At 52.6% G+C, this 22,749-nt stretch carries 18 protein-coding genes; 3 read left to right on the top strand and 15 right to left on the bottom strand.

Features of this window, described 5'->3' with window-relative positions; all coding sequences use genetic code 11:
* Window positions 1-189: 189 nt before the first annotated feature.
* From JET16_RS22995 to JET16_RS22975, 5 genes are all read right to left on the bottom strand, one after another.
* Window positions 190-1,290, bottom strand: coding sequence for a Gfo/Idh/MocA family protein (locus JET16_RS22995; RefSeq protein WP_199620890.1), 1,101 nt, complete (start codon window positions 1,288-1,290; stop codon window positions 190-192).
* A 17-nt stretch (window positions 1,291-1,307) separates the two neighbouring features.
* Window positions 1,308-2,030 (bottom strand): ThuA domain-containing protein, encoded by a 723-nt coding sequence (locus JET16_RS22990; RefSeq protein WP_199620888.1) that lies wholly within the window; start codon window positions 2,028-2,030, stop codon window positions 1,308-1,310.
* Window positions 2,031-2,070: 40 nt separating this feature from the next.
* Window positions 2,071-3,231: a Gfo/Idh/MocA family protein gene (locus tag JET16_RS22985; RefSeq protein WP_199620886.1), complete on the bottom strand. Its 1,161-nt coding sequence runs from the start codon at window positions 3,229-3,231 to the stop codon at window positions 2,071-2,073.
* Window positions 3,232-3,268: 37 nt separating this feature from the next.
* A complete protein-coding gene (locus JET16_RS22980; protein ID WP_199620899.1) occupies window positions 3,269-4,309 on the bottom strand; it encodes a LacI family DNA-binding transcriptional regulator in 1,041 nt (346 codons plus the stop codon).
* A 157-nt stretch (window positions 4,310-4,466) separates the two neighbouring features.
* On the bottom strand, window positions 4,467-5,282 hold the full coding sequence (locus tag JET16_RS22975; protein WP_199620884.1) for a carbonic anhydrase: 816 nt from the start codon (window positions 5,280-5,282) through the stop codon (window positions 4,467-4,469).
* A gap of 191 nt (window positions 5,283-5,473) precedes the next feature.
* On the opposite strand from JET16_RS22975, the gene JET16_RS22970 reads away from it, so the two are divergent.
* Window positions 5,474-7,282, top strand: coding sequence for a helix-turn-helix transcriptional regulator (locus tag JET16_RS22970; protein WP_199620882.1), 1,809 nt, complete (start codon window positions 5,474-5,476; stop codon window positions 7,280-7,282).
* A gap of 170 nt (window positions 7,283-7,452) precedes the next feature.
* Here the strand turns inward: JET16_RS22970 and JET16_RS22965 are convergent, their stop codons facing one another.
* The 3 genes from JET16_RS22965 to JET16_RS22955 are packed head-to-tail and all read right to left on the bottom strand — an operon-like array spanning window position 7,453 to window position 11,361.
* The gene (locus tag JET16_RS22965) at window positions 7,453-9,444 is read right to left on the bottom strand and encodes a beta-galactosidase (protein ID WP_199620880.1); all 1,992 of its coding nucleotides are present in this window, start codon (window positions 9,442-9,444) and stop codon (window positions 7,453-7,455) included.
* Window positions 9,445-9,502: 58 nt separating this feature from the next.
* Window positions 9,503-10,381, bottom strand: coding sequence for a carbohydrate ABC transporter permease (locus JET16_RS22960; RefSeq protein WP_199620878.1), 879 nt, complete (start codon window positions 10,379-10,381; stop codon window positions 9,503-9,505).
* A 17-nt stretch (window positions 10,382-10,398) separates the two neighbouring features.
* Window positions 10,399-11,361 (bottom strand): ABC transporter permease, encoded by a 963-nt coding sequence (locus tag JET16_RS22955; RefSeq protein ID WP_199620875.1) that lies wholly within the window; start codon window positions 11,359-11,361, stop codon window positions 10,399-10,401.
* Between the two features lie 152 nt (window positions 11,362-11,513).
* On the opposite strand from JET16_RS22955, the gene JET16_RS22950 reads away from it, so the two are divergent.
* Window positions 11,514-13,247 (top strand): sensor histidine kinase, encoded by a 1,734-nt coding sequence (locus tag JET16_RS22950; RefSeq protein WP_199620872.1) that lies wholly within the window; start codon window positions 11,514-11,516, stop codon window positions 13,245-13,247.
* The gene (locus JET16_RS22945; RefSeq protein ID WP_199620869.1) at window positions 13,244-14,860 is read left to right on the top strand and encodes a response regulator; all 1,617 of its coding nucleotides are present in this window, start codon (window positions 13,244-13,246) and stop codon (window positions 14,858-14,860) included. The genes JET16_RS22950 and JET16_RS22945 overlap by 4 nt, the downstream gene beginning before the upstream one ends.
* A 52-nt stretch (window positions 14,861-14,912) precedes the next feature.
* Here the strand turns inward: JET16_RS22945 and JET16_RS22940 are convergent, their stop codons facing one another.
* The 7 genes from JET16_RS22940 to JET16_RS22910 form a co-directional block, all read right to left on the bottom strand.
* Window positions 14,913-16,598 (bottom strand): extracellular solute-binding protein, encoded by a 1,686-nt coding sequence (locus JET16_RS22940; protein ID WP_199620866.1) that lies wholly within the window; start codon window positions 16,596-16,598, stop codon window positions 14,913-14,915.
* Window positions 16,599-16,704: 106 nt separating this feature from the next.
* Window positions 16,705-17,412 (bottom strand): FadR/GntR family transcriptional regulator, encoded by a 708-nt coding sequence (locus JET16_RS22935; protein WP_199620864.1) that lies wholly within the window; start codon window positions 17,410-17,412, stop codon window positions 16,705-16,707.
* A 17-nt stretch (window positions 17,413-17,429) separates the two neighbouring features.
* Window positions 17,430-18,161 carry a LutC/YkgG family protein gene (locus tag JET16_RS22930; RefSeq protein WP_199620862.1) on the bottom strand — a complete coding sequence of 244 codons (732 nt, stop codon included), beginning with the start codon at window positions 18,159-18,161 and terminating at the stop codon, window positions 17,430-17,432.
* Window positions 18,154-19,677: a LutB/LldF family L-lactate oxidation iron-sulfur protein gene (locus JET16_RS22925; protein WP_199620860.1), complete on the bottom strand. Its 1,524-nt coding sequence runs from the start codon at window positions 19,675-19,677 to the stop codon at window positions 18,154-18,156. Before JET16_RS22925 ends, JET16_RS22930 begins: the two co-directional genes overlap by 8 nt.
* A complete protein-coding gene (locus JET16_RS22920; RefSeq protein WP_199620858.1) occupies window positions 19,674-20,402 on the bottom strand; it encodes a (Fe-S)-binding protein in 729 nt (242 codons plus the stop codon). Before JET16_RS22920 ends, JET16_RS22925 begins: the two co-directional genes overlap by 4 nt.
* Before the next feature lie 88 nt (window positions 20,403-20,490).
* On the bottom strand, window positions 20,491-21,249 hold the full coding sequence (locus JET16_RS22915; RefSeq protein WP_199620856.1) for a DeoR/GlpR family DNA-binding transcription regulator: 759 nt from the start codon (window positions 21,247-21,249) through the stop codon (window positions 20,491-20,493).
* 20 nt (window positions 21,250-21,269) lie between these two features.
* On the bottom strand, window positions 21,270-22,742 hold the full coding sequence (locus tag JET16_RS22910; protein ID WP_199620853.1) for a rhamnulokinase: 1,473 nt from the start codon (window positions 22,740-22,742) through the stop codon (window positions 21,270-21,272).
* Between the last annotated feature and the right edge of the window lie 7 nt (window positions 22,743-22,749).

Below are 22,749 nucleotides of genomic sequence, written 5' to 3'. Positions count from 1 at the left end.
TACGATGACTCCAATACGATTAAGGGGCTTTAGAGTTTATGGACAGCACGTTGCCATAACGCTAAACTTATAGGGGAATTAGCGAAAAAATTGGAAATCAGGCCGTAATCTGCGAGCAAACCATTGCCATAACATAAAGAACCGCTCCGAAAACAACGTCGGAACGGTACTTTATGTTGTAAAAAAATATTAGTCCAGCGAATAATCAGCCAGTCCGGGCGGCAGCGGCGCCGGCTTCGAGCAAGTGCTCTTCATCGCGTAATGCGCGCCTTGCTCGGACGCGTCGTGGAAGCCGTGCATCGCCTCAAGCACGTGGTACGCCATCTCGCCGTTCGCGCGGTGGTTGCGTCCGGTTTGGATCGCTCTCGCCATATCGGCCGCTCCCACGCCTCGCGCATTCCCGACATTGTCGTGAGTAAGCGGAGCTTCAGCCCATTCCTGCGAGCCTGCGCGCCGTACGATGACCGGACCGCCGAAAGTGTTCGGATCCGGAACGACGATCGTGCCTTCGCTGCCGTACAATTCGATGCAAGGCAGCCGCGATCCTCCGCGAACGTCGAAGCTGGTCAAGATCGTGCCGACGACGCCAGATTCGAAATCCATAATACCAGCAACGTGCGTAGGAACTTCCACCGTCACCTTTTGCCCGAATTTCGGCTTGCTTGTTATGGTCCGTTCCGGGAAAGAAATCCGGGCGGAGCCGGTCACTCTGCGAATCGGACCGAGCATTGCGATGAGCGCCGTCAAGTAATACGGTCCCATGTCGAACATCGGGCCGCCGCCTGGCTGGTAGTAGAACTCTGGCGCCGGGTGCCAGCTTTCGTGCCCGCCGCTCATCATAAACGCGGTTGCGCCGATCGGAGTTCCGATCGCGCCGTCCTCAATGAGCTTGACGCACGTTTGAATTCCCCCGCCCAAGAACGTGTCCGGAGCGCTTCCGACGAGAAGCCCTTTCTTCGCCGCCATATCAAGCACCTTGCGGCCGTCTTCGCGGGTAACCGCCAACGGCTTCTCGACATAGACATGCTTGCCCGCTTCCAACGCTTGCAGACAAACGTCCGCATGCGCCTGGGGAATAGTGAGGTTGATAATCATTTGGATGTCCGGATCGGCGAGCATCTGCTCAACCGAACAACCCCGGATTCCGAATTCGGCCGCCTTCGCCTTCGAGCGTTCGACGTCCAAATCCGCGCAAGCGACCACTTCCATCGAATCAAACAGCTTTCCGTTCTTCAAGTAAATGCCGCTAATATTTCCGGTGCCGATGATGCCAACCTTTATTTTATCCATTGTCCTTATCGCTCCTGTTAAAGTTGGCTGTCCGCCATGCCCGTATATGCCGCCGCTTTCGTTCCTTGCGCCTGCGCCAAAGCTTTGCCTTCGGCGCACCACAGAAATCCGCGGCGCATCATTTCCTTCACGACCGGCATCTCGATAATGTTCGCTTGATGTCCAAGCGAATTATAGTACACCCGGCCGACGCCCCAACGCTTCGTCCACGCAATTGGCATGTCGACAATCTTGTTGAGCGAATGAGGACCTGGTACTGTCGGAAAGCGTGTCGTAGCCAGCACTTCGACAGCGGGATCGACATGCAGATAATACTGCTCGGACTTGACCCTGAAATCCTCCAATCCGTCTACGAGCGGACTCGAGCTGTTCGCGATATTCACCGTGTATTCGACGGCGTCGTTGCCCGGATGGGCAACCCAGTTGCCGCCGGTCATAAATTGCCAGTCCACATTTTCCCGGAACGCGTCGCACATGCCGCCGTGGCAGCCCGCTAAGCCGACGCCGCTTTGCACCGCAGCCGACACGTTGTTTACCAGCTGCTGGTCGATGCGGTCCATCGTCCATGCGGGGATGATCAAATCGAGCGATTTAAGCTTCTCGGCATCGGAGAATGCCTGAAGCGTATCGGATACCTCCACCTCAAAATCTTCATTCTCCAACACTTCGCGAAAAATTTCCGCCACTTCTTTCGGCTGGTGGCCAAGCCACCCTCCCCAAACGATCAACGCCTTTCTCATTTACGCTTCCTCTCCTTTCGTTTCTCTTTCAGTACCGGTGCTACATCTCGTTGATGCTTACCCAGCGGCGCTCTTCAATGGACCGGTCCACCGCTCCCAACACCGCTTGACATTTCACGCCGTCATGGAAATTCGGAACCGGCTGCCTGTCTTCGGAGAGCGCTCTAAGAAGCTCGACGACTTCGTGTGTGAACGTCTGCCCGTAACCGATCGTGTGTCCGGGAGGCCACCAAGCGTCCATGTAAGCGTGAGCCGGATCGGTCGCAAGCACGCGGCGGAAGCCCTGCACATCGGCTGCATCGTCCGTAAAATACACCTGCAGTTCGTTCATCCGCTCGAAATCGAATTTCACGCTCCCCTTGCTGCCGTTAATTTCAAACGAATTCGTGCAGCGGTGGCCGGACGCGAAGCGGGTCGCCTCGAAGCTGCCTAGCGCTCCGCCTTCAAATCTGGTTAGGAACAATGTTGCATCGTCTACCGTGACCGGCCCGCGCGGCGCATCCTTGCTGCCTTTAGCGCTGAGGCCCGTCATCGAGCTCGGCATCGGGCGTTCTTTGATGAACGTTTCGCTCATGCCGATCACTTCGGACATATCGCCTAACAAGAAATGAGACAAATCGATCAAGTGCGCGCCGAGATCGCCGTGCGAGCCGGAGCCTGCAATATTCTTGTCCAGACGCCAAACGAGCGGAAAATCGGGATCGACGATCCAGTCCTGCAGAAACCACGCGCGGAAATGATAAATCGTTCCGAGCCGCCCTTCATCGATCAGCTTTTTCGCCAGCTGTACGGCCGGAGCGAAGCGGTAGTTGAAACCGACCATATGCTTTACCCCGGCTTGTTCGGCGGCCGCAAGCATCTCTCGCGAATCCAAGAGGGTCAGAGCAAGCGGCTTTTCGCAAAAGATATGTTTTCCCGCTTTTGCCGCCGCAATTGCGATTTCTTTATGAACGTTGGAAGGCGCATTGATGTCGATGACATCAATGTCATCCCGGTTCACAAGCTCGGTCCAATCCGTAATGCTGGATTCCCAACCGAACTGTGCGGCAGCTTGTTCCACGCCGGACTTGTCGCGTCCGCAAATCGCTTTCATCACCGGCTTCGGCGCGTCCGGGAAAAACATCGGCACATCCCGATACGCCTGGCTGTGAGCTTTGCCCATAAATTTGTAACCAACCATTCCGACATTCACTTGCTTCATGAATGCTCCCTCCCAGGATTCATAAATGTACTGATCATTAGCCTTGCTCTATGCGTTTGAGACCGCAAGACTTACGGACAGTCAAATGAGTAGGAAGCTTCTCAGTGAAAGCCATATGCTCATTATTCCGGTCCGTCAGACGGTCCAACAGCCGTTCAGTCGCCGAACACCCCATGCGGTAAAAAGGTACGTGCACCGTCGTAAGCGGAATATCCGAAATTCGCGCGGCATCCGAATCGTCGCTGCCTACGATCGGCAGGTCGGCAGGCAGCGTATAGCCGCGTTCGCGCAGCCCTTGCATCAAGCCGATGGCCATCCGGTCATTCGACACGAACATGGCGTCATGCCTGCCGCGATTCGCGATCACGGCCTCCGTCAGCTGATGACCGCTCGTTCGGCTGTAGTTGCCTTCATACACGATCGTCTCGTCGTACCCGATCCCCGCCTCGGACAGGGCGCGCCGGTAACCGTTGAGGCGCTCCCGGCTGTTCGAGTAATGGGGCGAACCGTTAATAAATCCGATTCGTCCGTACCCTCCGGACAGCAGATGCTTTACCGCTTCATAACTGCCCGACTCGTGATCCGCCGCAACGATGCTCACTCCGGGGTGTTCAAAATACTGGTCAATGACGCAAAAAGGCAAACCCGCCTCCGCAAGCCGCCGCACACTTTCGGTTTCCGCCGGCAGCGAGCTGGCGCCAAGGATGATGCAGGCGTCGATCCGTTGCGATCGAAACAACGACACATAATCGTACTCCGACGCCGGATCGCGGAACAGAAGCAGCAAGCCGTACCCGCTTGTGCCAACGGCTTCCCCAATGCCGCTCAACAATTCGGAAAAGTAGTATGTTGAAAACAGATGCACTTTGGGGACGTGAGGCAGCACGACGCCGATATTGCCGCTTCGTCCGCGGGCAAAGCTCGCCGCCACCACGTTCAGGTGGTAATTTAGTTCCTTCGCCGCTTCCAGCACGCGCCTGCGCGTCGACTCCTTGATCGGGCCGACGCCGTTCAGCACCCGCGACACCGTCGCTTCCGAAACGCCTGCTTTTTGCGCTACTTCTTTACGGGTTGCCATCATGAAGTCATCCTATCTGAGTGAAAACGCTTGCTTATGTACGCGTGTACATTTTCTCATGCGATATTTGATCTGTCAATCGTATTTATAAACTTTTAGGCTTTACAATAATTAAAACAACGGCCGGTGTTCTTCCACCGGCCGCTGAATCTGCGAGTTAGCGCCTTAATTGGGTTTCAATCGTTCTGCCGTTGAGCGGCTGGACAGGGCGATGATTATCGGAGAAAATGGCGCCGAACGCCTGAATCTGCTTTTCGGATAGTTCGATCGGTTCCTCCATTACTGTCCAGTCCACGCCTTCCGTGCAGGGCGGCGTAGTCAATGAACCTTTATAGTGGAATGCTTTCTTATCTTTAGGCAGCAGCGCGTTCAAATCAATGACTTGATCCAGCTTGAGATCTTCCTCGGTCTCTTCCTTCGGAAGCTTCGAGAACATTTCCGCCAGTTGTTTGTTTTCACTGCCGGACTTGATCAGAACGCCTAGTACTGCAAGCTTGCCTTCATTATTCTTGTGCACAAGATGCATCTCCATATCGAAGGTTTTACCGTTGATCTGGTTTTCGCTAGGTTTATGGAAATGCAGTTGAACGAGCGTGTATACTTTGCCTTCAACGGTAATGGTATTGCTGCCGGATGCGTCATTGGCTTGAATGGTATGCCCATTGTTCATTAGAGTGAAGGCGGTCGGTTTATAATTGGTCTCGAATTCCCCTAACTCTTTGTCCACTTTTAATTGTGAAAGTTCGATATCGATCGGAGACTGTTCGGTTCCATTCGCGCAAGCTGCATATTGCGGATCCAGAGTTCCCCATTTGTCTGGCCCCGTATCACCCGAGTAGGACCATTCAGCGGTCGTCGCCGCACCGGTACTGGCAGTGGCGCTCAGTGTCGCGATATCCTGGGAAGCGCACGCTGCCAGCGGCAGAATAAGCACAACTGCCGTCATTCCGCGAATTACAGTGTTTTTGTTCATTGTCTTTCTCATCCTTTCAGTCGTATAAGTTTAAATTGGAAGATTCATCACCATACATTTGACATAAAAACCGGTCATACCGTCCAGTTATAAAACGTCACATTTTCCCTATGACAGATTGTAATAATAGTTTTTACTGCTGATGTGACTAGGAGTATAATGACTGGATAAGGCATCATGGGGGAATGGTCATGCGCGGTCTGGTGAAAAGATGGGAATGGTACGATTGGTTCATGATTGCATTCAGGATTTGCTGGTGCATTTCTATCATTGCGCTTTTATGGGAAGTGGAGGGGCAGTGGAGCTTTCCGTTCTGGATCAAGCTGGGTATTACTTTTATTGTCTTATCCGTTCCGTACCTGGTTATGCAGATCAATCATCATCTGTATGCTGCATGCGAGCTGCTGCTTCCCGGAGTGATCCTGTTCCTTCTGAACAAATCGCACCCGGACACACATTTGTATCTCCTTCCGATTTCTTTCATGATCGGTTACAACAGCCCCGGCTATGCGTATATATGGCTGGCTCCTCTGGCCGCCTTCGCCTTTCCCGCATGGCTCGGTTGGCATATGAACAAGTTCTGGGATGTCATCGTATTCGGAGTTATTTTCAATTATTGCATTTCTTACGGATTAGGCTATGCCTTTCGTTTGCTTATTACTTCAAACAAGCAAAGCAAAATCATCGAAGAGCAAAACAAAATGCTGGAGCAAAATATAAAGCAGATTGAGAAAATAACGCTTCTGGAGGAGCGAAACCGGCTTTCGCGCGAATTGCATGATACGATCGGACATATGCTGACATCCCTGATCATGGGAATGGAGTCGCTTCGCGCGTCGATGGCACCCGGCCTGGAAAAGAACAAGCTGGAAACGCTCCTGTCCCTGACGAGGGAGGGGTTCGAGGATATTCGCAGGCATATTCACGATATGAGAACGGAACAAACGGACTTGCCGCTGCCGGTGCTGTTAGACGAAATCGCCCGGACATTCGCGCAGCAAACCGGCGTTAAGGTTGCGCTGGAACAATCGGGGGATCCTGTTCAAGTACCGCGGCACAGCCGGTTAACGTTCATGCGCTGCTTGCAAGAGACGCTGACCAACTCGGTTCGGCACGGTCAGGCGGATGATATCGCATTGACGCTTCGCTTCGAGAAGGATCGCATTACGCTGCAGATCCGGGATAACGGAACGGGACAAGAAGCTTTGCAGCCCGGTTTCGGCATAGCGGGTATGCGCGAGAGGCTTGAGGCCTTGAACGGAAGCATACAGCTTCAGTCCGATCCACGGAACGGAACGATCGTGACCTGCTCTCTACCGTATCATTCGCTTGAGACCAAGCAGGTCATCCATGTCGTCATTGTAGACGACCAGCCGATCGTACTTGAGGGGTTAAAGACTTTGTTGGAGAATGAGGAAGGAATCCATGTAGCGGGAACTGCAGGGAACGGGCTTGAGGCTATTGCGGTCTGCGAACGAACGAATCCGGATATGATTTTGATGGACATGCGTATGCCCGTCATGGACGGAATTTCCGCTTTGCAGAAAATCAAACAAGCTTACCCGGGAATTAAAGTGTTGATGATGTCCACCTTCGAGGAGCTGGATCAGGCGCTTACCGCTTTAAAGAGCGACGCTGACGGGTATTGCCTGAAGTCGGCGCAATTGCAGGAATTAATCGAGACGGTGCGCCTCGTTCATTCGGGGGGAACCGCTATTACTCGAGAAATAACGGACAAAATGCTCGAGAGGTTCAATCGCGTTTCCGAGGCCGTCGAATTGGCTGCCGCGGATCGGGGTCTGTACGGGTTAACCAAGCGCGAGATGGAGATATTGAAGTATCTCGATTCGGGGATGCGTTATAAGACGTTGGCGGCAAAGCTGTTCTTGTCCGAAGGAACGGTGCGCAATTACATTTCTACCATCTACGGCAAGCTCGGCGTCAGCAATCGCGACGAGGCGGTAGAAAAGGCGCGTAAGGATGGATTGTTGACCGGTTAAAACATATCGAGCAGAGATAAAGCAGGGAAACCACTCGCATGGCTTCCCCCTTATCGAACCGTACGTCCCTACTGGCAGCAGCTAAACACTTAGCATATTGCATCTTACGAACGCGGTCAGGGGTGTAATACTCCTCTCCGCGTTCTTTTGCCTCACGTTCTTTAGCGGGGTCAAAATCCTGTTTTCGGTATTTCGTTCGGACGATCGGCAGTTGGAGCCATCTTTCCGACGCGAATATCATATATCCGTTCATGCGCAAGCTTCATGGCTTGGACGAACGGACGGTATGGCTGTTGACATACGTCTACGATCCCGATCTGATAATTCTCTCCGTCGAACCGTCCCAATACCGGTTGATCGTTCAGCTGAAAATAATGAACGCCAATGAGCTCCGGTATGGAAGCCGCCTGCTCGACGAAGTATCGGTAGGCCATTCCGCGATCGGACTGGCTTGAAACAGCTCGAATCCCGTAGGCCAACATCCCTGCATCTGCGGCTCCGAAATGGAACTCGCCGATCATGAGCGGCTGATTTAACCGTTGGCTGATACGCCTAATCATCTCCCGATCCGGCTTAATTTGGTAACAATTAATGGAGAATACGTCGAAAGCTTCGCATCCTTCCAACACGTCATCGCTGCCAACCCATGCGTAGCGCATTCCCAAGTTGAGATGATTTGGGTCCGCTTGCTTGCAAAATGCAGCCGGCACTTCGACGTAACGCCGGATCATGAGCCGGTTAAATGCGTTGAAATCGTCTTGACTTGCCGAATTGCCGGACCATACGGTAAATACCCTTTCATCGTACAAATCCTCAAACCGTGCAAAGGTGGTTCCCCAAGCTGCGTTCAAGCCATCGACGGTTTTATATTTTTCGATCAGCCATTCCACAAAGCGCACCTTGCTCGCGAATCGCACGGGTGAGCGCAGCATCTGCTCCGTCAGGTTCAAACCGTCAACAAATGCCCAATGAGGCTCGTTTCGCATAAAGTACCCGATCAGTCGACGGTCATCCCTCATCGCAAGCAGCTGTTCCGCGAAGGCTTCGGCCTTCTTCTCGTAATCCGGACTGAACACATCCGGGAAATCTCTGAATATGGTCTGTTCCGTAGTCGGGAAACCTTCCATCGGATAAACGTACGGCAGATCCGATTGCCTGATAAATTCGTGGCCCGACCAATTCCCGATCGTGTTCATCCCCCACGACTTCATGCGATGCTCCGTTAATTGTGCCCACTTATCCCGCCATTCGTCTCCGAACGCGCGGATCAGGTTGGCAATCCCAAAGCTGTAGCCTCTTTGCACCCATGCGTCGCGGAACTCTTCGTCTTCGTCAGGATGTTCCGGAAGAAGATGCTCCATCCCGGATACCCGCATCGCTTCGGGCGGATTAACGCAATCGAGCCCCGTACTGAACAGGGCATACCCTTCGGGATCGACGAACCACCACCGCTGTCCGTCATGTTCCGTCCGGAAAAAACCGGTCGATTCGAAGCGAAGCCGCTTCCAACCGCCATAACGGCCGCGATCGGGGTGAGCCGTATCTTCTTCTCGCGAAAGCCGCCACTCATCTCTCAAAGAACGTATAAGTTCCTCGGAACCGCTTGTCTTGCCGATCCAATCCTTCCATGCCAACTGACCAAGCGCATCTACATATGCCTTCGATTCATATTGAAACTGCGGCACGGATTGACGTAAAGAAAGGCCGGATATTACCAGCCTTCTCGATGTAACCGAAGCGATCGTTGAGACGGTAAACCGGGTGATACGGTTTCTGTCCACGTATGCGTCTCCCCGCAGGACGGATTGCATGACTCCCGGAAACCGTTCAAGGAACAGCTTCTCTCCGTTAAGAGCGGTCAATGGCAGGCAGATCCGGGTGGTTACGCGCGGCAATACACCGTAATGAACGGTTATCGAACGGTTCGCTTCATCCGCAAATGTGAACAGCACAACGAGGACGTCATGCGACTCATGGTACACATCCGCCGTCAAATAATCGAACTCCGTCCAGACGCTGACGGGACTTGTTCGTGCATCCATATGTACCCCTCCGCCTTGCGGCGCGGTTTCCAATCGAAGCCCGTCGGCGCCGACTACCTCCATCCTAGTATCCCCGCTGCAGAGGAACGCTCCGGACGGTAATTCGAACACTTCCATCATGCATCAGCTCCTTTCTGCAAATATTCGTTATCGCGGACAACCTTCGGTTGCCTCCTTTCTACTCTTTCACCGCTCCAAGCACAATTCCCTTCACGAAGAATTTTTGCAGGAATGGATATACAAGCAAAATCGGGAGCGCACCGATGAAGATTTGAGCGGCCTTAACCGTTCTTTGCGACAAGTTTTCCAAATCCTCAGGATTAATGCTCATCTTGCTGAAATCCTGCTGTACGACGACAGTTTGCAAGTAGGTGGCAAGCGGGTACTTCGCAGTGTCCATCATATAGATAAGTCCGTCGAACCAGGAGTTCCAATGGCCTACCAATGTGAAGAGCGTAATCGTCGCCAATGCGGGCATGGATACCGGCAAATGGATGCTGAACAAGATTCGGAACAGCCCCGCGCCGTCAATCAGCGCCGCCTCTTCAAGCTCTTCCGGTATCGTACGGAAGAAGTTCATCAGAAGTATCATGTTGTATACGCTTAATGCCGAAGGCAGAACCAGCGCCCAGATGGTGTTAATGAGATGCAAGTTCGTAATCAAAATGTAACCGGGGACCAGACCGCCGGAGAATAACATGATAAATACAAAAAACCACATGTATGCGTTCCTGGATTTGAATTCGGCATAACGCTTCGATAACGCATAGCCCGCAAATACGATGACGGCCATACCGATCGCGGTGCCAAGAACGGTCCGGTATACCGAATACAACAGCGCGCTAATAAATGCAGGATTATTGATGGTTTTCCCGTACGACTCCAGCGTGAAATTCACCGGCAGGAGGTTAACGATGTTAGCCGTTGCCGCCGATTTGCCGCTGAACGACACCGCCAGTACATGTATTAACGGTAAGATGCAAAGCAAGGACAAGAAAATCAGAAAGAGATTATTGAAGATGCTGAAGACTCTATATCCTGTTGTTTTATAATACAAACGTCTCCCCTCCTACTTTAAAAAATCCGGTAGTTCGCAAACTTGTACGCCATTCTGTACGAGATGATAATCAGAGCAAAGCTAATGATCGATTTGAACATTCCGACGGCCGTAGCAAAGCTGAAATCCCCTTTCAACATAGCCGAACGATAGACGAACGTATCGATTACATCGCCTTTATCGTAAACAAGAGGATTGTACAGGTTGAAAATCTGATCGAAGCCTGCATTTAGAACGTTGCCGAGCTGCAATGTAGCGACGACGGCGATAATCGGCAGCATGGCCGGCAGCGTCACGTTGACCGTCTGCTGCAGCCGCGTTGCGCCATCCACTTCGGCTGCCTCGTATAGTGAAGGATTCACGCCTGCAATCGCCGCAAGATAAATAATCATCGCGAAGCCGAATTCCTTCCAGATATCGCTGACAATGAGGACGAACCGAAACCAATCGCCGTCTCCAAGGAAGAAGATCGGCTGCTGCCCGAACCAGTCCGCTAACATCCGATTGACGATTCCGCCTTTGACCGACAATAAATCAATAAGAATGCCGCCCAGAATGACCCACGACAGGAAATGCGGAAGATAGACGAGCGTCTGGATGCTCCGTTTGAACCCTTCTTTACGAATCTCGTTCAACAGTAAAGCAATCACGATCGGTACAAACAGTCCGCACACGATCTTAAGCACTGAAATCACCAGAGTATTCCATATCACTTGTACCGACTCGTCAAACATAAACAAAGACTCGAAGTGCTTCAACCCGACCCACTCCGAATTCATAAACCCGAGCCAAGGCTTATAGTCCTGAAAGGCCATCACCAGCCCGAAGATCGGCAAATAGTGAAACACAACGGCGATAACCGTTGCCGGTAAAATCAGCAGGTGAAGCGGCCACGTCTTCTTGAACCCCTTGCTCCATTTCGACTCCGCTTTGATCGCAGAGGACTGCGCCGTGATAGGCGAATGAAGCACTTTACTCATACAAAATCCCCCACTCCTACAAGTAATTGCGCTTTGATCGGCTTCTGCTATGATTATACCAACAGCTTCGGCCCCTACCTATGATAAGGTCTTAACATCTATAGCCCCTCTCATAACCTCTTTCGCTAAATTCGCAACAGGCGGTGATCGGCATGATAAAATATAGAGTGTTCCATAAACTTCTCATCATGTTGGCTGCTTTGCTTATCCCGACAACGTTATTATTCGCATATGCCAACTATACGAGTAAGAATGTCGTTAAGAATACACTGGAAGAGTCCGCCGCGAAGCAATTGGAATTTTCCATTCAACGGATGGAGCAATCGCTGCGTCAGCTTGAGAAACAAACGCTTCTGCTCGCCAACGATTCGACCATCCTATCATATGCCAGTTCGTGGGAATTCTCCGAATACTTGAACCATCTATTGATACGAAAGACGATAGAAGAGAAAATGATTTTACAAAGCCAGGCTGAACCGCTTATTCATGAAATGACGGTATATTGGCCTTCAATTCAAGAAGGAATTTCCACATCGGAAAACTTTCGTTTCAATCATGTGGAGCTCTTAAATAAACCGAAAAATCAATGGTTTGCCCGGAAATCCGAAGGCAACCACACCTTTCACTTGTTGTTCGCCAATTCTTCGGTGATAGCGCCGGATATGCGCAATGTTGTCGCCACCGTAGAAACGACTCTGTCAAGCGCTTATTTAAAATCCGTACTTGCCGGACTTGACGAAGCCGGCAACGGGAAATCTTTTTTTTATTTTTCCGAGGACGAGTTGATTGAAAATACCCCTGTGGACAAGAACCTGCTTACCCGTTTGTTGCAAGATAATTTGTTTGAAGCCAACGATTCGGCCCATCCCAAATTGAATGTAATAGAGGTTGAGGGGGTGGAGTATTTGGTTCAATCTATGAGAAGCCCTTCCCTTGGAGGAACGTTGGTCAGCTATATCGAATCGGACAAATTTCTCCATCCGCTGCAGAAGATGAATATGTTCGTTAACGGCAGTCTGTTGTTGCTATTTATAACGGGAATTGCGATCTCCTATCTGTTTTACAGACATTTCCGCATGCCGTTCGGATATCTGGTACGCAAAATCGAAAGCCTTGGCGCGGGCGATTATGCCAGCAGAGCAACCCTTAGAACGAACACTGAATTTGATTTTCTATTTGACCGGTTCAACGATATGGCCGCCCGTACGCAATCGTTGATCGAGAACGTATATGAAGAGAAGGTCAGGACGCGGGAGGCCGAATATAAGCATCTGCAGTCGCAAATCAACCCTCATTTCTTGTATAACTGCTTGTTCTACATTGTCAGCATGGCGCACAAATCGCCTGAGGCAGTCATCTCCATGGCGAAGAATTTGTCCCATTTCTACCGATATATTACCCGCAAAGCCGGCGAATATACGACCATGATGGATGAAATTCGACTGGTTGAGAGCTATCTGGAAGTGCAGTCTCTTCGAAACAAGCGGCTGACGTACAAGATCGACATCCCTGCCTCCATGCTCGGGCTGTCCGTGCCTACCTTACTGCTGCAGCCGCTTGTAGAGAATGCGATTGTTCATGGAATCGAGCAAAAGCGCGATGCCGGAAAAATTCATATCCGGGGAGAAATCCATGACGGGCAATGCATTATTTACGTTGACGATGACGGTGCCGGTCTTTCCGAGGAGGGCATTGAATCAATCATGGATCGCGTTCATGGCAGCTATCGGACTACGGAGGAGATGGGCTGCGGATTAAGGAATGTCCATCATCGGCTGATCAACCGGTATGGCGGCAGCTCCGGGTTGTCTTTCTCAAGCAACGAATGGGGCGGCTTCCGGGTGACCCTTCGATTATCACAATTGCAGCAGGAGGATTCAGCATGAACGTCTTACTAGTGGATGACGAAGAGTATGTTCTCGATTATTTGGAAACGGAACTTCCATGGGCAAGCCTTGGGATCAGGAATGTATATCGTGCAAGCTCCGCGAAAGAGGCGCTCGATATTGCCGGGAAAGTTCCATTTGCGATTATGATTACGGATATCCGAATGCCGGAGACGGACGGACTCGAGTTGCTTTCGACGTTTCAACGGGAGTACCCTGCTACGAAAGTCGTCCTGCTCTCCGGGTATTCCGATTTCTCATATGCCGTCAATGCATTGAAGCTCGGCGCCGCCGACTATTTGCTGAAACCCGTAACCGTGGATGAGGTACTGCTCTGCTTGAAGAAAGTGTTCGTCAAAATCGAAGACGAAACGCGGCTGAAAGAAAATCTGGCGACGGCAAGCGATGTGTTGAAGCTTGGGATCACCCGCATGCGGGAGCACCTGCTGCTCGATCTCTTGCTCGGCAAGAAATACAGCCCCGAAGAATTGAAGAGACACCTGAAAGCTCTTCACTTGCCGCTTACGCCGGATTCCGCTTGTATCCTTGCGCTCATCCGCATCGAAACCGGAACGGAAAAAATTACGCGCGAAGACCACGAGCTTCTATGCTATGCCCTTCTGAATATGTCGGAGGAGATTATTTTCGAACAGATCCAAGAAATCTCTTCCCTCTGGTCTTGTAAAGACCACGATCACCGGTTTATCGTGGCCTTGATCCCGGTCGATTCGACCCATGGAGTTCAGGGACTCGTTCAACGGATCGCCAAGCTGCAAGAGGCTGTCCGTACGTACCTGAAACGAACCGTTTCCATCGTTATTACAGAACCTTTCGTCTTCCAGCATGAGCTTCAACGTCAATATATGCAAGCTTTAAATCTATTCTGGCGGTCGATCGGCACACGGACAGACGTTGTGCTTTCGATGAAGGAGGCGGAGAACGAATTGGCGGGGGAGCAGACGTCGAAGCCGCTGACACGATTGCATCAATCGCCGACCATGCAGCAATTAATGGATTCCGGCCGCTGGGAGGAAGTCGCAAGCAAACTGGACCATATTCTCGAGGAGTTGAATATGCCGGATTACCGGACACAGCAGCATCTTATGGAGGTAGTTTATTACTTATTAAGCAGTTTCTCTTATATCGCCCATAAGCAGGGGGATTCTTTGGCCGAAATGGTCAATATCCCTTCTCTGCAGCGCGAGTCCTTCTATCTTCAATCAACGGATGCGATCCGGGAATGGGCGCTTCCGTTGATCGAGCAGTTCAAGAGGTCGCTGTATGACGTTTCGCCTAACCGGAATCATATCATCCGGCAAATTCACGAGTATATCGAACGCCACCTGCATGAAGATGTATCTCTCACCCGCGTAGGGGAGCATGTGTATCTGCACCCCGTCTATCTGTCCCGTCTGTATAAGAAAGAAACCGGAGAGAGCCTGTCCTCCTATATCACGCGGGCCAGAATGGAGAAAGCAGCCCAACTTCTGACTTCGACGAATATGAAGGTAGCCGATATTTCCAGAGAGGTCGGCTATCAGAAGACGCAATATTTTATTCATGTCTTCAAGGAACATTATGACTGCACGCCTCAAAATTTCCGCAATCGTTGACAAAAAGGGCTGTTCCTGAGGAATTCACTCTCAGGACAGCCCTTTCAATCCATTACGGGTTTACGCTTTTATACCATTCGTTCACTTCTTTTTCGATCTGGTCGCCGCCTTTGCTTTTCCAATCCGCCACGAATGTGTCGAACTTATCGAGCGGCTCGTTGCCGTAGATGATTTTGGCAAAGGTCTCGAGCTCCATCGTTTTCAAGTTATCGCTTTTGCTTCTCATCGTTTCGGTAGGAGCGCCCAGGAACTCATTCGGAGCATTGATTTCTTTCATCTGGTAGTTCAAAGCTCCCGCCCGTACCAGTTCCTTGTCCTGGATCGAGATTTCCAAATGACCTCTGGTTTTCACTTCACCGCCATTAAACATATAATCATAGTTCTTGGAGCCTTCGAAAGGGATTCCAGGGGTATTCCAGAACAAGTTATACTTGCCAGACGACGCGCCGTCATGCGGGGTCGGAAACTTCTTCGAATCGTATACCGGCTTGCTGTCTACGATCGCATAGTCATAGCCTTCGAAAAATCCGTCTTTGAATTCGCCCGTTTCAAACGGATGGTCGTAGATTTTGTCGAAATAGAGAAAGAAGGCGTCCATATGCTTGAAATCTTTGTTGAACATCATGACCTTATTTTCATTCACAGTTCCGGTATACCGCGCGGATTTGCCGTCCGGTCCGGTCGGAAGCTTATAGGCCGCAAGCTTGGCATTCGGATCTGTAGTCTTTACATCCCCCAACGGCCAGCCCAATGCCCAGAAAGGCGCCGCGATCATGCCGGACTTCCCTTGAATAAAGCTTTCCGTCGCTTTTACTTCATCGAGCGCGGCCAATTCGGGATCCAGATACCCCTTTTTATACCATTCCTGCAATTTCCCGAGTCCCAACTTGATCTCAGGCTGAACGGATCCGTATTTCAACGTTCCGTCGCTCGCTGTTTGCCAATGTCCCGGAATAAACTTTCCGGTATACGCGCCGAAGACGAAGCTCACATCGGACATCCAGTTCGAGAAACCGTTGCGGGCCGATAAGCTGAAGCCGAACGTATCCTTCTTCCCGTTGCCGTCCGGATCCTGATTGGTGAAAGCATCCATGACGGCTTCGAATTCTTCGATCGTTGTCGGCGCTTTCAGCTTCAGCTTGTCCAGCCAATCCTGGCGGATCCACAGAACGGGATTGGTTCCGTCGCCGCCGGCAAAGATAGGAAGTCCCAACAGTTGATCTCCCTGTTTCACTTGATTTAACGCTGCGCTGTTGTCCTCATAGAGCTTTTTAATACGGTCGGATGCGTATTGGTCGAAAGCCTGGCTAATGTCCATCACTTTGCCCGATTGAATAAGGTCGGAGATCAGGTTGACATCCTGTACGATAAATAGGTCGGGCAACTGATCTTGTGTGGTTAACGAAAGTCTGAGCTTGGTATGGTAGGCGGCATTATCCGTCGTATTCCAAAGATCTTTTATCTCGATGCCCAGCTTTTCTTTCGCCCATTTGTTGTGCACGTTGTTGTTGATATTTTCCCCATTGATAAAGGTGTAGTCCCCACCCACCGGACGAGCGGTCGTAATCGTAACCGGAGGATCGAATTTGCCGTCGGCATTTTGCGCCGATTTTGTTATCTCCTCAGTCGTATTCGGTTGACTCCCGGTATTTGATTTGCCTTCCCCACCGGCAGAACAGCCGGCAGCGCTTGCAAGAACAAGAGCAAGCATTAGTGAAACCCATTTCTTATTTTTCATAGTTTTCCCCTCTCGTTGTTACTGCACAATTATCGTAGCAGGGGAGACGGAATCATGTACATGCCCTAATCTAAACATTCATAACCTCTATTCTATCATGAGGGTGTTACACGTACCGCATTACGATCTGTTCAACGTGCAGCAAATGCCGCTTCATCTTTTGTGCGGCGGCATTTGCGTTGCGCCCGCGAACCGCTTCGTATATTTCCAAATGCTCTTTATAAAGCCGCTTGGCGACCGAACGGCTTGCATACAGCTCCACCCTCCGGATTTCACGGATCGCGGCCTCCATTTGATTTACAACCGACTCGAACAGCTTCACCATGACCGAGTTATGCGTAGCCTTGGCAAGGGTGAGATGAAACAGCAGATCGGTGCGCTCACCTTCCAAATCGTCGCCGATGTGGCGCTCCATTTCCTGAATGATGCCGCCTAACGCCGCCAAGTCGTCGTCCGTTCTTTTTTCCGCCGCTATTGCCGCATTCGAAACTTCAAACGACTGCCGCGCTTCAAGCAATTCCAGTATTGTCGACCGGTTCATCCGAAGCGACCGCAGCTCCGGAAGTTCGATGTCGGAAGGGGCGCTGGCGATAACCCGGCATCCCCCGCCTTGACGAATTTCAATCAACCCCATCGCTTTCAACGCGCTGAGGGCCTCGCGGGTCGTGGAGCGGCCGACCCCGAATTGCTCGGACATATCTTTGGTGGAAGGAAGCTTGTCTCCAACCTTTATCTTGCCTTCCATTATCATGCGCTTAAGCTGCTCGGTTATTTCCTCATAGTGGTTCTTTTTTGACAGTCTGGTAATCTCCATGTCCATCCTCCCGTCCGTCAACCGACAAGCAGCGCGTATACGACACCCGGTCCGTGAACTCCGATCGTTAGATCGTTCTCGATATCCGCCGAGCGGCTCGGTCCCGAAATGAAATGAATGCCCGCCGGCAGGTTCGCCCGTCCCGCCTCGTCGAAGGAAGGCAAAACTTCACCCAGCCTTGTTTTTAACCGTTCCACAGGAATGATCGCAATGAGCACAGTGGGAAGGAGGCTGACAGACCTTCCTTTAGACGCCGCTGATTTCACCATAATGGTTCCCGTATACGCCGCCGCAAAATCCGCCGTCACGATGCCCATGTCCGCTTCCGCCGCGCGGGCTTTCCAATTCTCCTGCGGATCGCTGTTCCACACCGATACACGCACGTCCGGCAATCCCGACTCCAAACCGAGCTCCTCATGATCCTTCTCGTTCTGCCGAATAATAAACTTTGCTCCAAGCTCTCCGGCTTTCTCCAATATGAAACGTTTGGCTTGCTCCATGTCGTCCAGGCGCACCGGATGCCCGCCTGCATTCTTGATATTTTCCGAAAACCGCTCGACCCTCTCCTCGACGGACCACTCGAACGCGTTCCAGAAATCGGGAGCCCCCCGGAACGGGTGCGCCGGCTTCTCCGCGATCCGCGGCCGGTTCAGCCGCTTCGCGATATTGTTCATGAATGCTTCCTGCTTCGCGCGGGACTGCGCTTCCAGCTCCTGCAGCCACGTTTGGTGCGACGACGATTCAGCCATGGTGATGTCCGCCTCCTTTTTCCCGTTGCTTCAAGATCGTCTCCATACGAGTGCGCACTCCCGGATCGATTTCTTTCAGCCCTTGACGCAGTTCTTGCTCCAACGTGCTCCACCGGTCCCGGAACGATTCCTTCGGCAAGCTTGGCGCGTAACGATAGCTGTTCCAGCCCTTTAACGGCCCCAACTTGGCCTTGATGTATCCGTCGCGGGCAACGAATCTTTGCCCGATTCTCCCGAGCTTGAGCGCCGCACGGAACCGCTTCGAATCGGACATGACGGCGGCGAAGCCTTTCATTCCGAGTTTTTCCGTAACGGGGGAGAAACCTTTATCCACCTTCCGCTTACGAAGATAAACGAGCATGTCGTGAAGAGGAATTTTTACCGGACAAGCTTCGTAGCACGCGCCGCACAAGCTCGAAGCGTTGGCGATGTCGTCCCATTCCGCGACGTTCGCGTTCAGCGCCGGCGTCAGCACCGCTCCGATCGGGCCGCTGTATGTGCCGCCATACGCATGGCCGCCGATGTGCCTGTACACCGGGCAGGCGTTCAGACAAGCACCGCAGCGGATGCAGTTGAGCAATTCTTGAAATTCCGGATCTCCCAACTGCAGCGATCGGCCGTTGTCGACGATAATGATATGCATCTCCTCCGGACCGTCCGCATCTTTCGAACGCCGGGGTCCGGTAATGCCGGACATGTATACGGTCAGCTTCTGACCGGTGGCCGAGCGAGGCAGCAGCGTCGCCATCACTTCCAAATCCGCCCACGTCGGAATAATACGCTCCATCCCCATAAGCGTGATTTGCGTCTTCGGAACGGTGGTCACCATCCGGGCGTTGCCTTCGTTCTCGAACAACACCATGGAACCGGTTTCCGCAATGGCGAAATTGCAGCCGGTCATGCCGATGTCGGCTTCCAGAAACTTCTCGCGCAGCTTCTTCCGCGCAAATCCAGCCAGAGCGGTCGTATCCGGCGGCAGCGTCTCTCCCGCTTCCGCGGACAGCAGCTCCGCAATTTGATACCTGTTTTTGTGAATTGCCGGAATAATGATATGCGAAGGCGTTTCGTCCGCGAGCTGAATAATGTATTCGCCCAAATCGGTTTCCACCGCTTCGACACCGATGTCCGCAAGCGCCCGGTTCAAGTGCAATTCTTCCGTCACCATCGATTTCGATTTGACGACCGACTTCGCTTGTTTCCGTTCCGCGATCGCCAGCGTCAGCTTCACCGCTTCTTCCGCCGTCTCCGCAAAATGCACATGAACGCCGTTAGCCCGCGCATTATCCGCGAATTGATTCAAGTAAAAATCAAGGTGCGCGATCGTGTGGAGACGGATTTGTCTGCCGCGCTCGCGCCACTCTTCCCAATTCCCATGCTCCTCGGAAGCTTTCTGTTTTCCGTTGCGCAGCCTCTCGGTCGTGAACCTGACCGCCTTGCGCAGAAATTCGTCGTTCAACGCCAGCTGCGCCCGTTCCTTCACCGTTGATCCGTTCGTTGCCGTGTGACTCGCACTCATGCCCGTTTCACCCCTTCATACAACAGTTCCGCCAAGTGCATTACGCGCACCGGCTCATTCCGGAAATGCAAATTGCCGGCTATGTTCATCAAGCAAGCCATATCGAGCCCGACTAGAGCTTCGGCCTCGGTTTCCAGCACATGATCGACCTTCTCCGTGACCATCGCTCCCGAAATTTCCGACATCTTTACCGCGAACGTTCCGCCGAAACCGCAGCAGTCTTCCGCGAAAGGCAGCGGGACGAGCTCCAAGCCTTTGACGTTGCGCAGCAGCTCCATAGGTTCTTCCTTGACGCCCAGCAGCCGGCTTCCGTGGCAGGACGGATGATAAGTCACTTTATGGGGAAAAACGGCGCCCACATCCGTCACTCCGAGCACCTGCACGAGAAATTGAGTAAATTCGTACGATTTGCGCTGAAGCTCTTCCGCTTTCTTCAGCAGCTTCGTGTCGCTCTCAAACAGCTTGGAGTAATGATGAATCATGCCGGTACACGAGCCGGAAGGAGAAATAACGAAGTCGCTGTCCTCGAAAGCGTCCAGAATCGTCTTCGCCGATTCGCGCGCTTCCGCCCAATATCCGCTGTTGAATGCAGGTTGGCCGCAGCACGTCTGGACAGGCGGAAAATCGACCGCCACGCCGTATCGCGCCAACAGACGCACGATCGCTTCCGCGACGCGCGGGTATACCGCATCGCTTAGACACGTGACAAACAAAGAAACTTTCATTGCGCACCCCTCACCAAATTTATCAGGTTATCAGACAACTTATCAGAAGTTAGCCTCCAGGTCAATCCCCTGGAGGCAGCAATTAATGCTATACGACGGACACAGGAATCGCCAGCTCCGCCAACCGGTTCAACGTTTCCTTCGAAACGCGGCGGTCGGTAATGATCGAATCCGCTTCGCTCAGATCGGCTACATGAGTGAAAGCTTGAACGCCGAACTTGCTCGAATCCGCCAAGAGTATCACTTGATCCGCGATATCGATCATCTTTTGCTTCACGCGCGCCTGCAGCTCGTTCGACTCGCTGATGCCGCGCTCCGCATGCACTCCTTTGCAGGAGAGGAACGCTTTATCCACGTGGTAGCTTTCCAGGGAACGTTCCGCCAAAGGACCGACGAACGACAACGACCTGGCGGCGAGTATGCCTCCAGTGGAGACGACCTCGATCTTCTCCTTGCCGCTTAGCTCCGTTGCGACCTTCATGGAGTTCGTCAGCACGGTGAGCGGTATGTCGGGTACGATTTTCGCCATGTACCATGCGGTCGAGCTGGCGTCCAACAATATCCGGTCCCTCGGCTGAATACGCGTAACAGCCTCCTCCGCGATCCGCTTCTTCTCTTCCGCATGAACAATTTCCCGTTCATAGTATGGAATTTCCGGCTGCTGGTCCCTGACGCTGACCGCTCCGCCGTGTGAACGGCGCAGCCGGCCGGCCTGCTCCAAGCGATCGAGATCGCGCCTGATGGTCTCTTCCGTCACTTGGCACAATTCGCTCAATTCCGAAACCCGGATGCTTCCTCTTTCATTCACCAGCCGGACAATTTTCTCGTAGCGTTCGGCAACAAGCATAGCCTACCTCTTTTCAAACGTTATGCAATAAGTCCCGTAACTTTCAGGAAGCGTCCGTAAGCATACTCCCATTGTTCCCGCTGCCGCGGCTCGAATACCGATACCGGGAACGAATCCCGGATGACCCGCCGCGCTTCCCATATGTCCGAAAACTCGCCCTGCGCCAGCCACTGAACGGCCAAGTTGCCGATGGCGCTTCCTTCCACCGGCCCCGCCCATACCGGTTTGCCGATCGCGTTGGCGGACCATTGGCAAAGCAGCGTATTGTTGATGCCGCCGCCCACCATGTGGAGGCCGTTGAACGATTGTCCGGAAACGCGTTCCGTCAGCCCGAGCACATAACGGTATTTGAGAGCGAGACTTTCCAATATGCACCGGACGACCGCGCCCGGCTCCCCCGGCGGCTGCTGTCCGGTTTGCAGGCAATACTGCCGGATCCGGGAAGTCATATCGCCCGGATGGAGAAACATATTGTCGTCCGGGTCGATGAAAGCGGAGAAAGAAGGCGCTCGTTCGGCCATCTTTATTAATTCCGGGAACGTATAAGAGATTCCTGCTCTCTCCCACTCCCGTTTGCTCTCCTGCAAAATCCAAAGACCCATAATGTTTTTCAACAGCCGATACGTCCCGCCGACGCCGCCTTCGTTCGTGAAATTGAGATCCAAAGCCAAATCGTTGATAACCGGCCGGTCGACCTCCGTGCCCATCAAAGACCAAGTGCCGCAGCTCAGGTAGGCGAACGTTCGCTCCAATGCCGGAACCGCGGCCACCGCCGATCCGGTGTCGTGCTCGGCAACCGCAAATACCGGTATTTCACCGACACCCAGTTCGTCACGAACGGTTGAGCGCAATGTCCCCACGGCCGTGCCCGGTTCGACGACGGCTCCGAACAACGATTCCGGGATGCCCAGCCGCACCAGCAATTCGGTATCCCACCGTCCCGCCAGCGGATTGTACAGCTGCGTCGTCGTCGCATTGGTGAACTCGTTGTGCATTTCACCGGTCAGGAAATATCGCAGCAGGTCGGGTATCATGAGGAAACGTTCGGCTGACTGAAGCGGCGGCGAGCCGGCTTCTCTCAATGCAAACAATTGATAGATCGTGTTAAAGGGAAGAAACTGAATGCCGGTCCGTTTAAATACTTCATCCTTTGGGATTACCGAAAACAGCCGCTCCATAGCTCCGTCCGTATGATGATCCCGGTAATGATAAGGATTTCCAAGCAGTTCCCCGTTTTTGCCGATCAGACCGAAATCGACGGCCCACGAATCAATGGCGATACTCTTTGGGGAAATCCCGTCGCGTTTCGCTTTCAACAGCCCTTGTTTGATTTCATGGAACAGCCGAAGAATGTCCCAATGCAAGCGGCCGCCAACCTGCACCGGGTCATTCGGAAAGCGGTGAAGCTCTTCGACCGTCATCTTTCTGTCGTCAAGTCGGCCGAGCAGCGCCCTTCCGCTGCTCGCCCCCAGATCGTACGCGAGAATACTCACCGTCCGG

It is taken from the genome of Paenibacillus alkalitolerans, assembly GCF_016482785.1.
Lineage (GTDB): Bacteria > Bacillota > Bacilli > Paenibacillales > YIM-B00363 > Paenibacillus_AE > Paenibacillus_AE alkalitolerans.
This window is presented reverse-complemented; position numbering and strand designations above follow the sequence as displayed.

What these genes read in the sequence shown, in the direction of transcription:
- JET16_RS22965 (WP_199620880.1), bottom strand. Translation starts at nt 9,444, where the DNA reads ATGATGGAAGTGTTCGAATTACCGTCCGGAGCGTTCCTCTGCAGCGGG.
- JET16_RS22935 (WP_199620864.1), bottom strand. Translation starts at nt 17,412, where the DNA reads ATGGAGATTACCAGACTGTCAAAAAAGAACCACTATGAGGAAATAACC.
- JET16_RS22945 (WP_199620869.1), top strand. Translation starts at nt 13,244, where the DNA reads ATGAACGTCTTACTAGTGGATGACGAAGAGTATGTTCTCGATTATTTG.
- JET16_RS22915 (WP_199620856.1), bottom strand. Translation starts at nt 21,249, where the DNA reads ATGCTTGTTGCCGAACGCTACGAGAAAATTGTCCGGCTGGTGAATGAA.
- JET16_RS22995 (WP_199620890.1), bottom strand. Translation starts at nt 1,290, where the DNA reads ATGGATAAAATAAAGGTTGGCATCATCGGCACCGGAAATATTAGCGGC.
- JET16_RS22980 (WP_199620899.1), bottom strand. Translation starts at nt 4,309, where the DNA reads ATGGCAACCCGTAAAGAAGTAGCGCAAAAAGCAGGCGTTTCGGAAGCG.
- JET16_RS22990 (WP_199620888.1), bottom strand. Translation starts at nt 2,030, where the DNA reads ATGAGAAAGGCGTTGATCGTTTGGGGAGGGTGGCTTGGCCACCAGCCG.
- JET16_RS22985 (WP_199620886.1), bottom strand. Translation starts at nt 3,231, where the DNA reads ATGAAGCAAGTGAATGTCGGAATGGTTGGTTACAAATTTATGGGCAAA.
- JET16_RS22950 (WP_199620872.1), top strand. Translation starts at nt 11,514, where the DNA reads ATGATAAAATATAGAGTGTTCCATAAACTTCTCATCATGTTGGCTGCT.
- JET16_RS22920 (WP_199620858.1), bottom strand. Translation starts at nt 20,402, where the DNA reads ATGAAAGTTTCTTTGTTTGTCACGTGTCTAAGCGATGCGGTATACCCG.
- JET16_RS22930 (WP_199620862.1), bottom strand. Translation starts at nt 18,161, where the DNA reads ATGGCTGAATCGTCGTCGCACCAAACGTGGCTGCAGGAGCTGGAAGCG.
- JET16_RS22955 (WP_199620875.1), bottom strand. Translation starts at nt 11,361, where the DNA reads ATGAGTAAAGTGCTTCATTCGCCTATCACGGCGCAGTCCTCTGCGATC.
- JET16_RS22970 (WP_199620882.1), top strand. Translation starts at nt 5,474, where the DNA reads ATGCGCGGTCTGGTGAAAAGATGGGAATGGTACGATTGGTTCATGATT.
- JET16_RS22925 (WP_199620860.1), bottom strand. Translation starts at nt 19,677, where the DNA reads ATGAGTGCGAGTCACACGGCAACGAACGGATCAACGGTGAAGGAACGG.
- JET16_RS22940 (WP_199620866.1), bottom strand. Translation starts at nt 16,598, where the DNA reads ATGAAAAATAAGAAATGGGTTTCACTAATGCTTGCTCTTGTTCTTGCA.
- JET16_RS22975 (WP_199620884.1), bottom strand. Translation starts at nt 5,282, where the DNA reads ATGAACAAAAACACTGTAATTCGCGGAATGACGGCAGTTGTGCTTATT.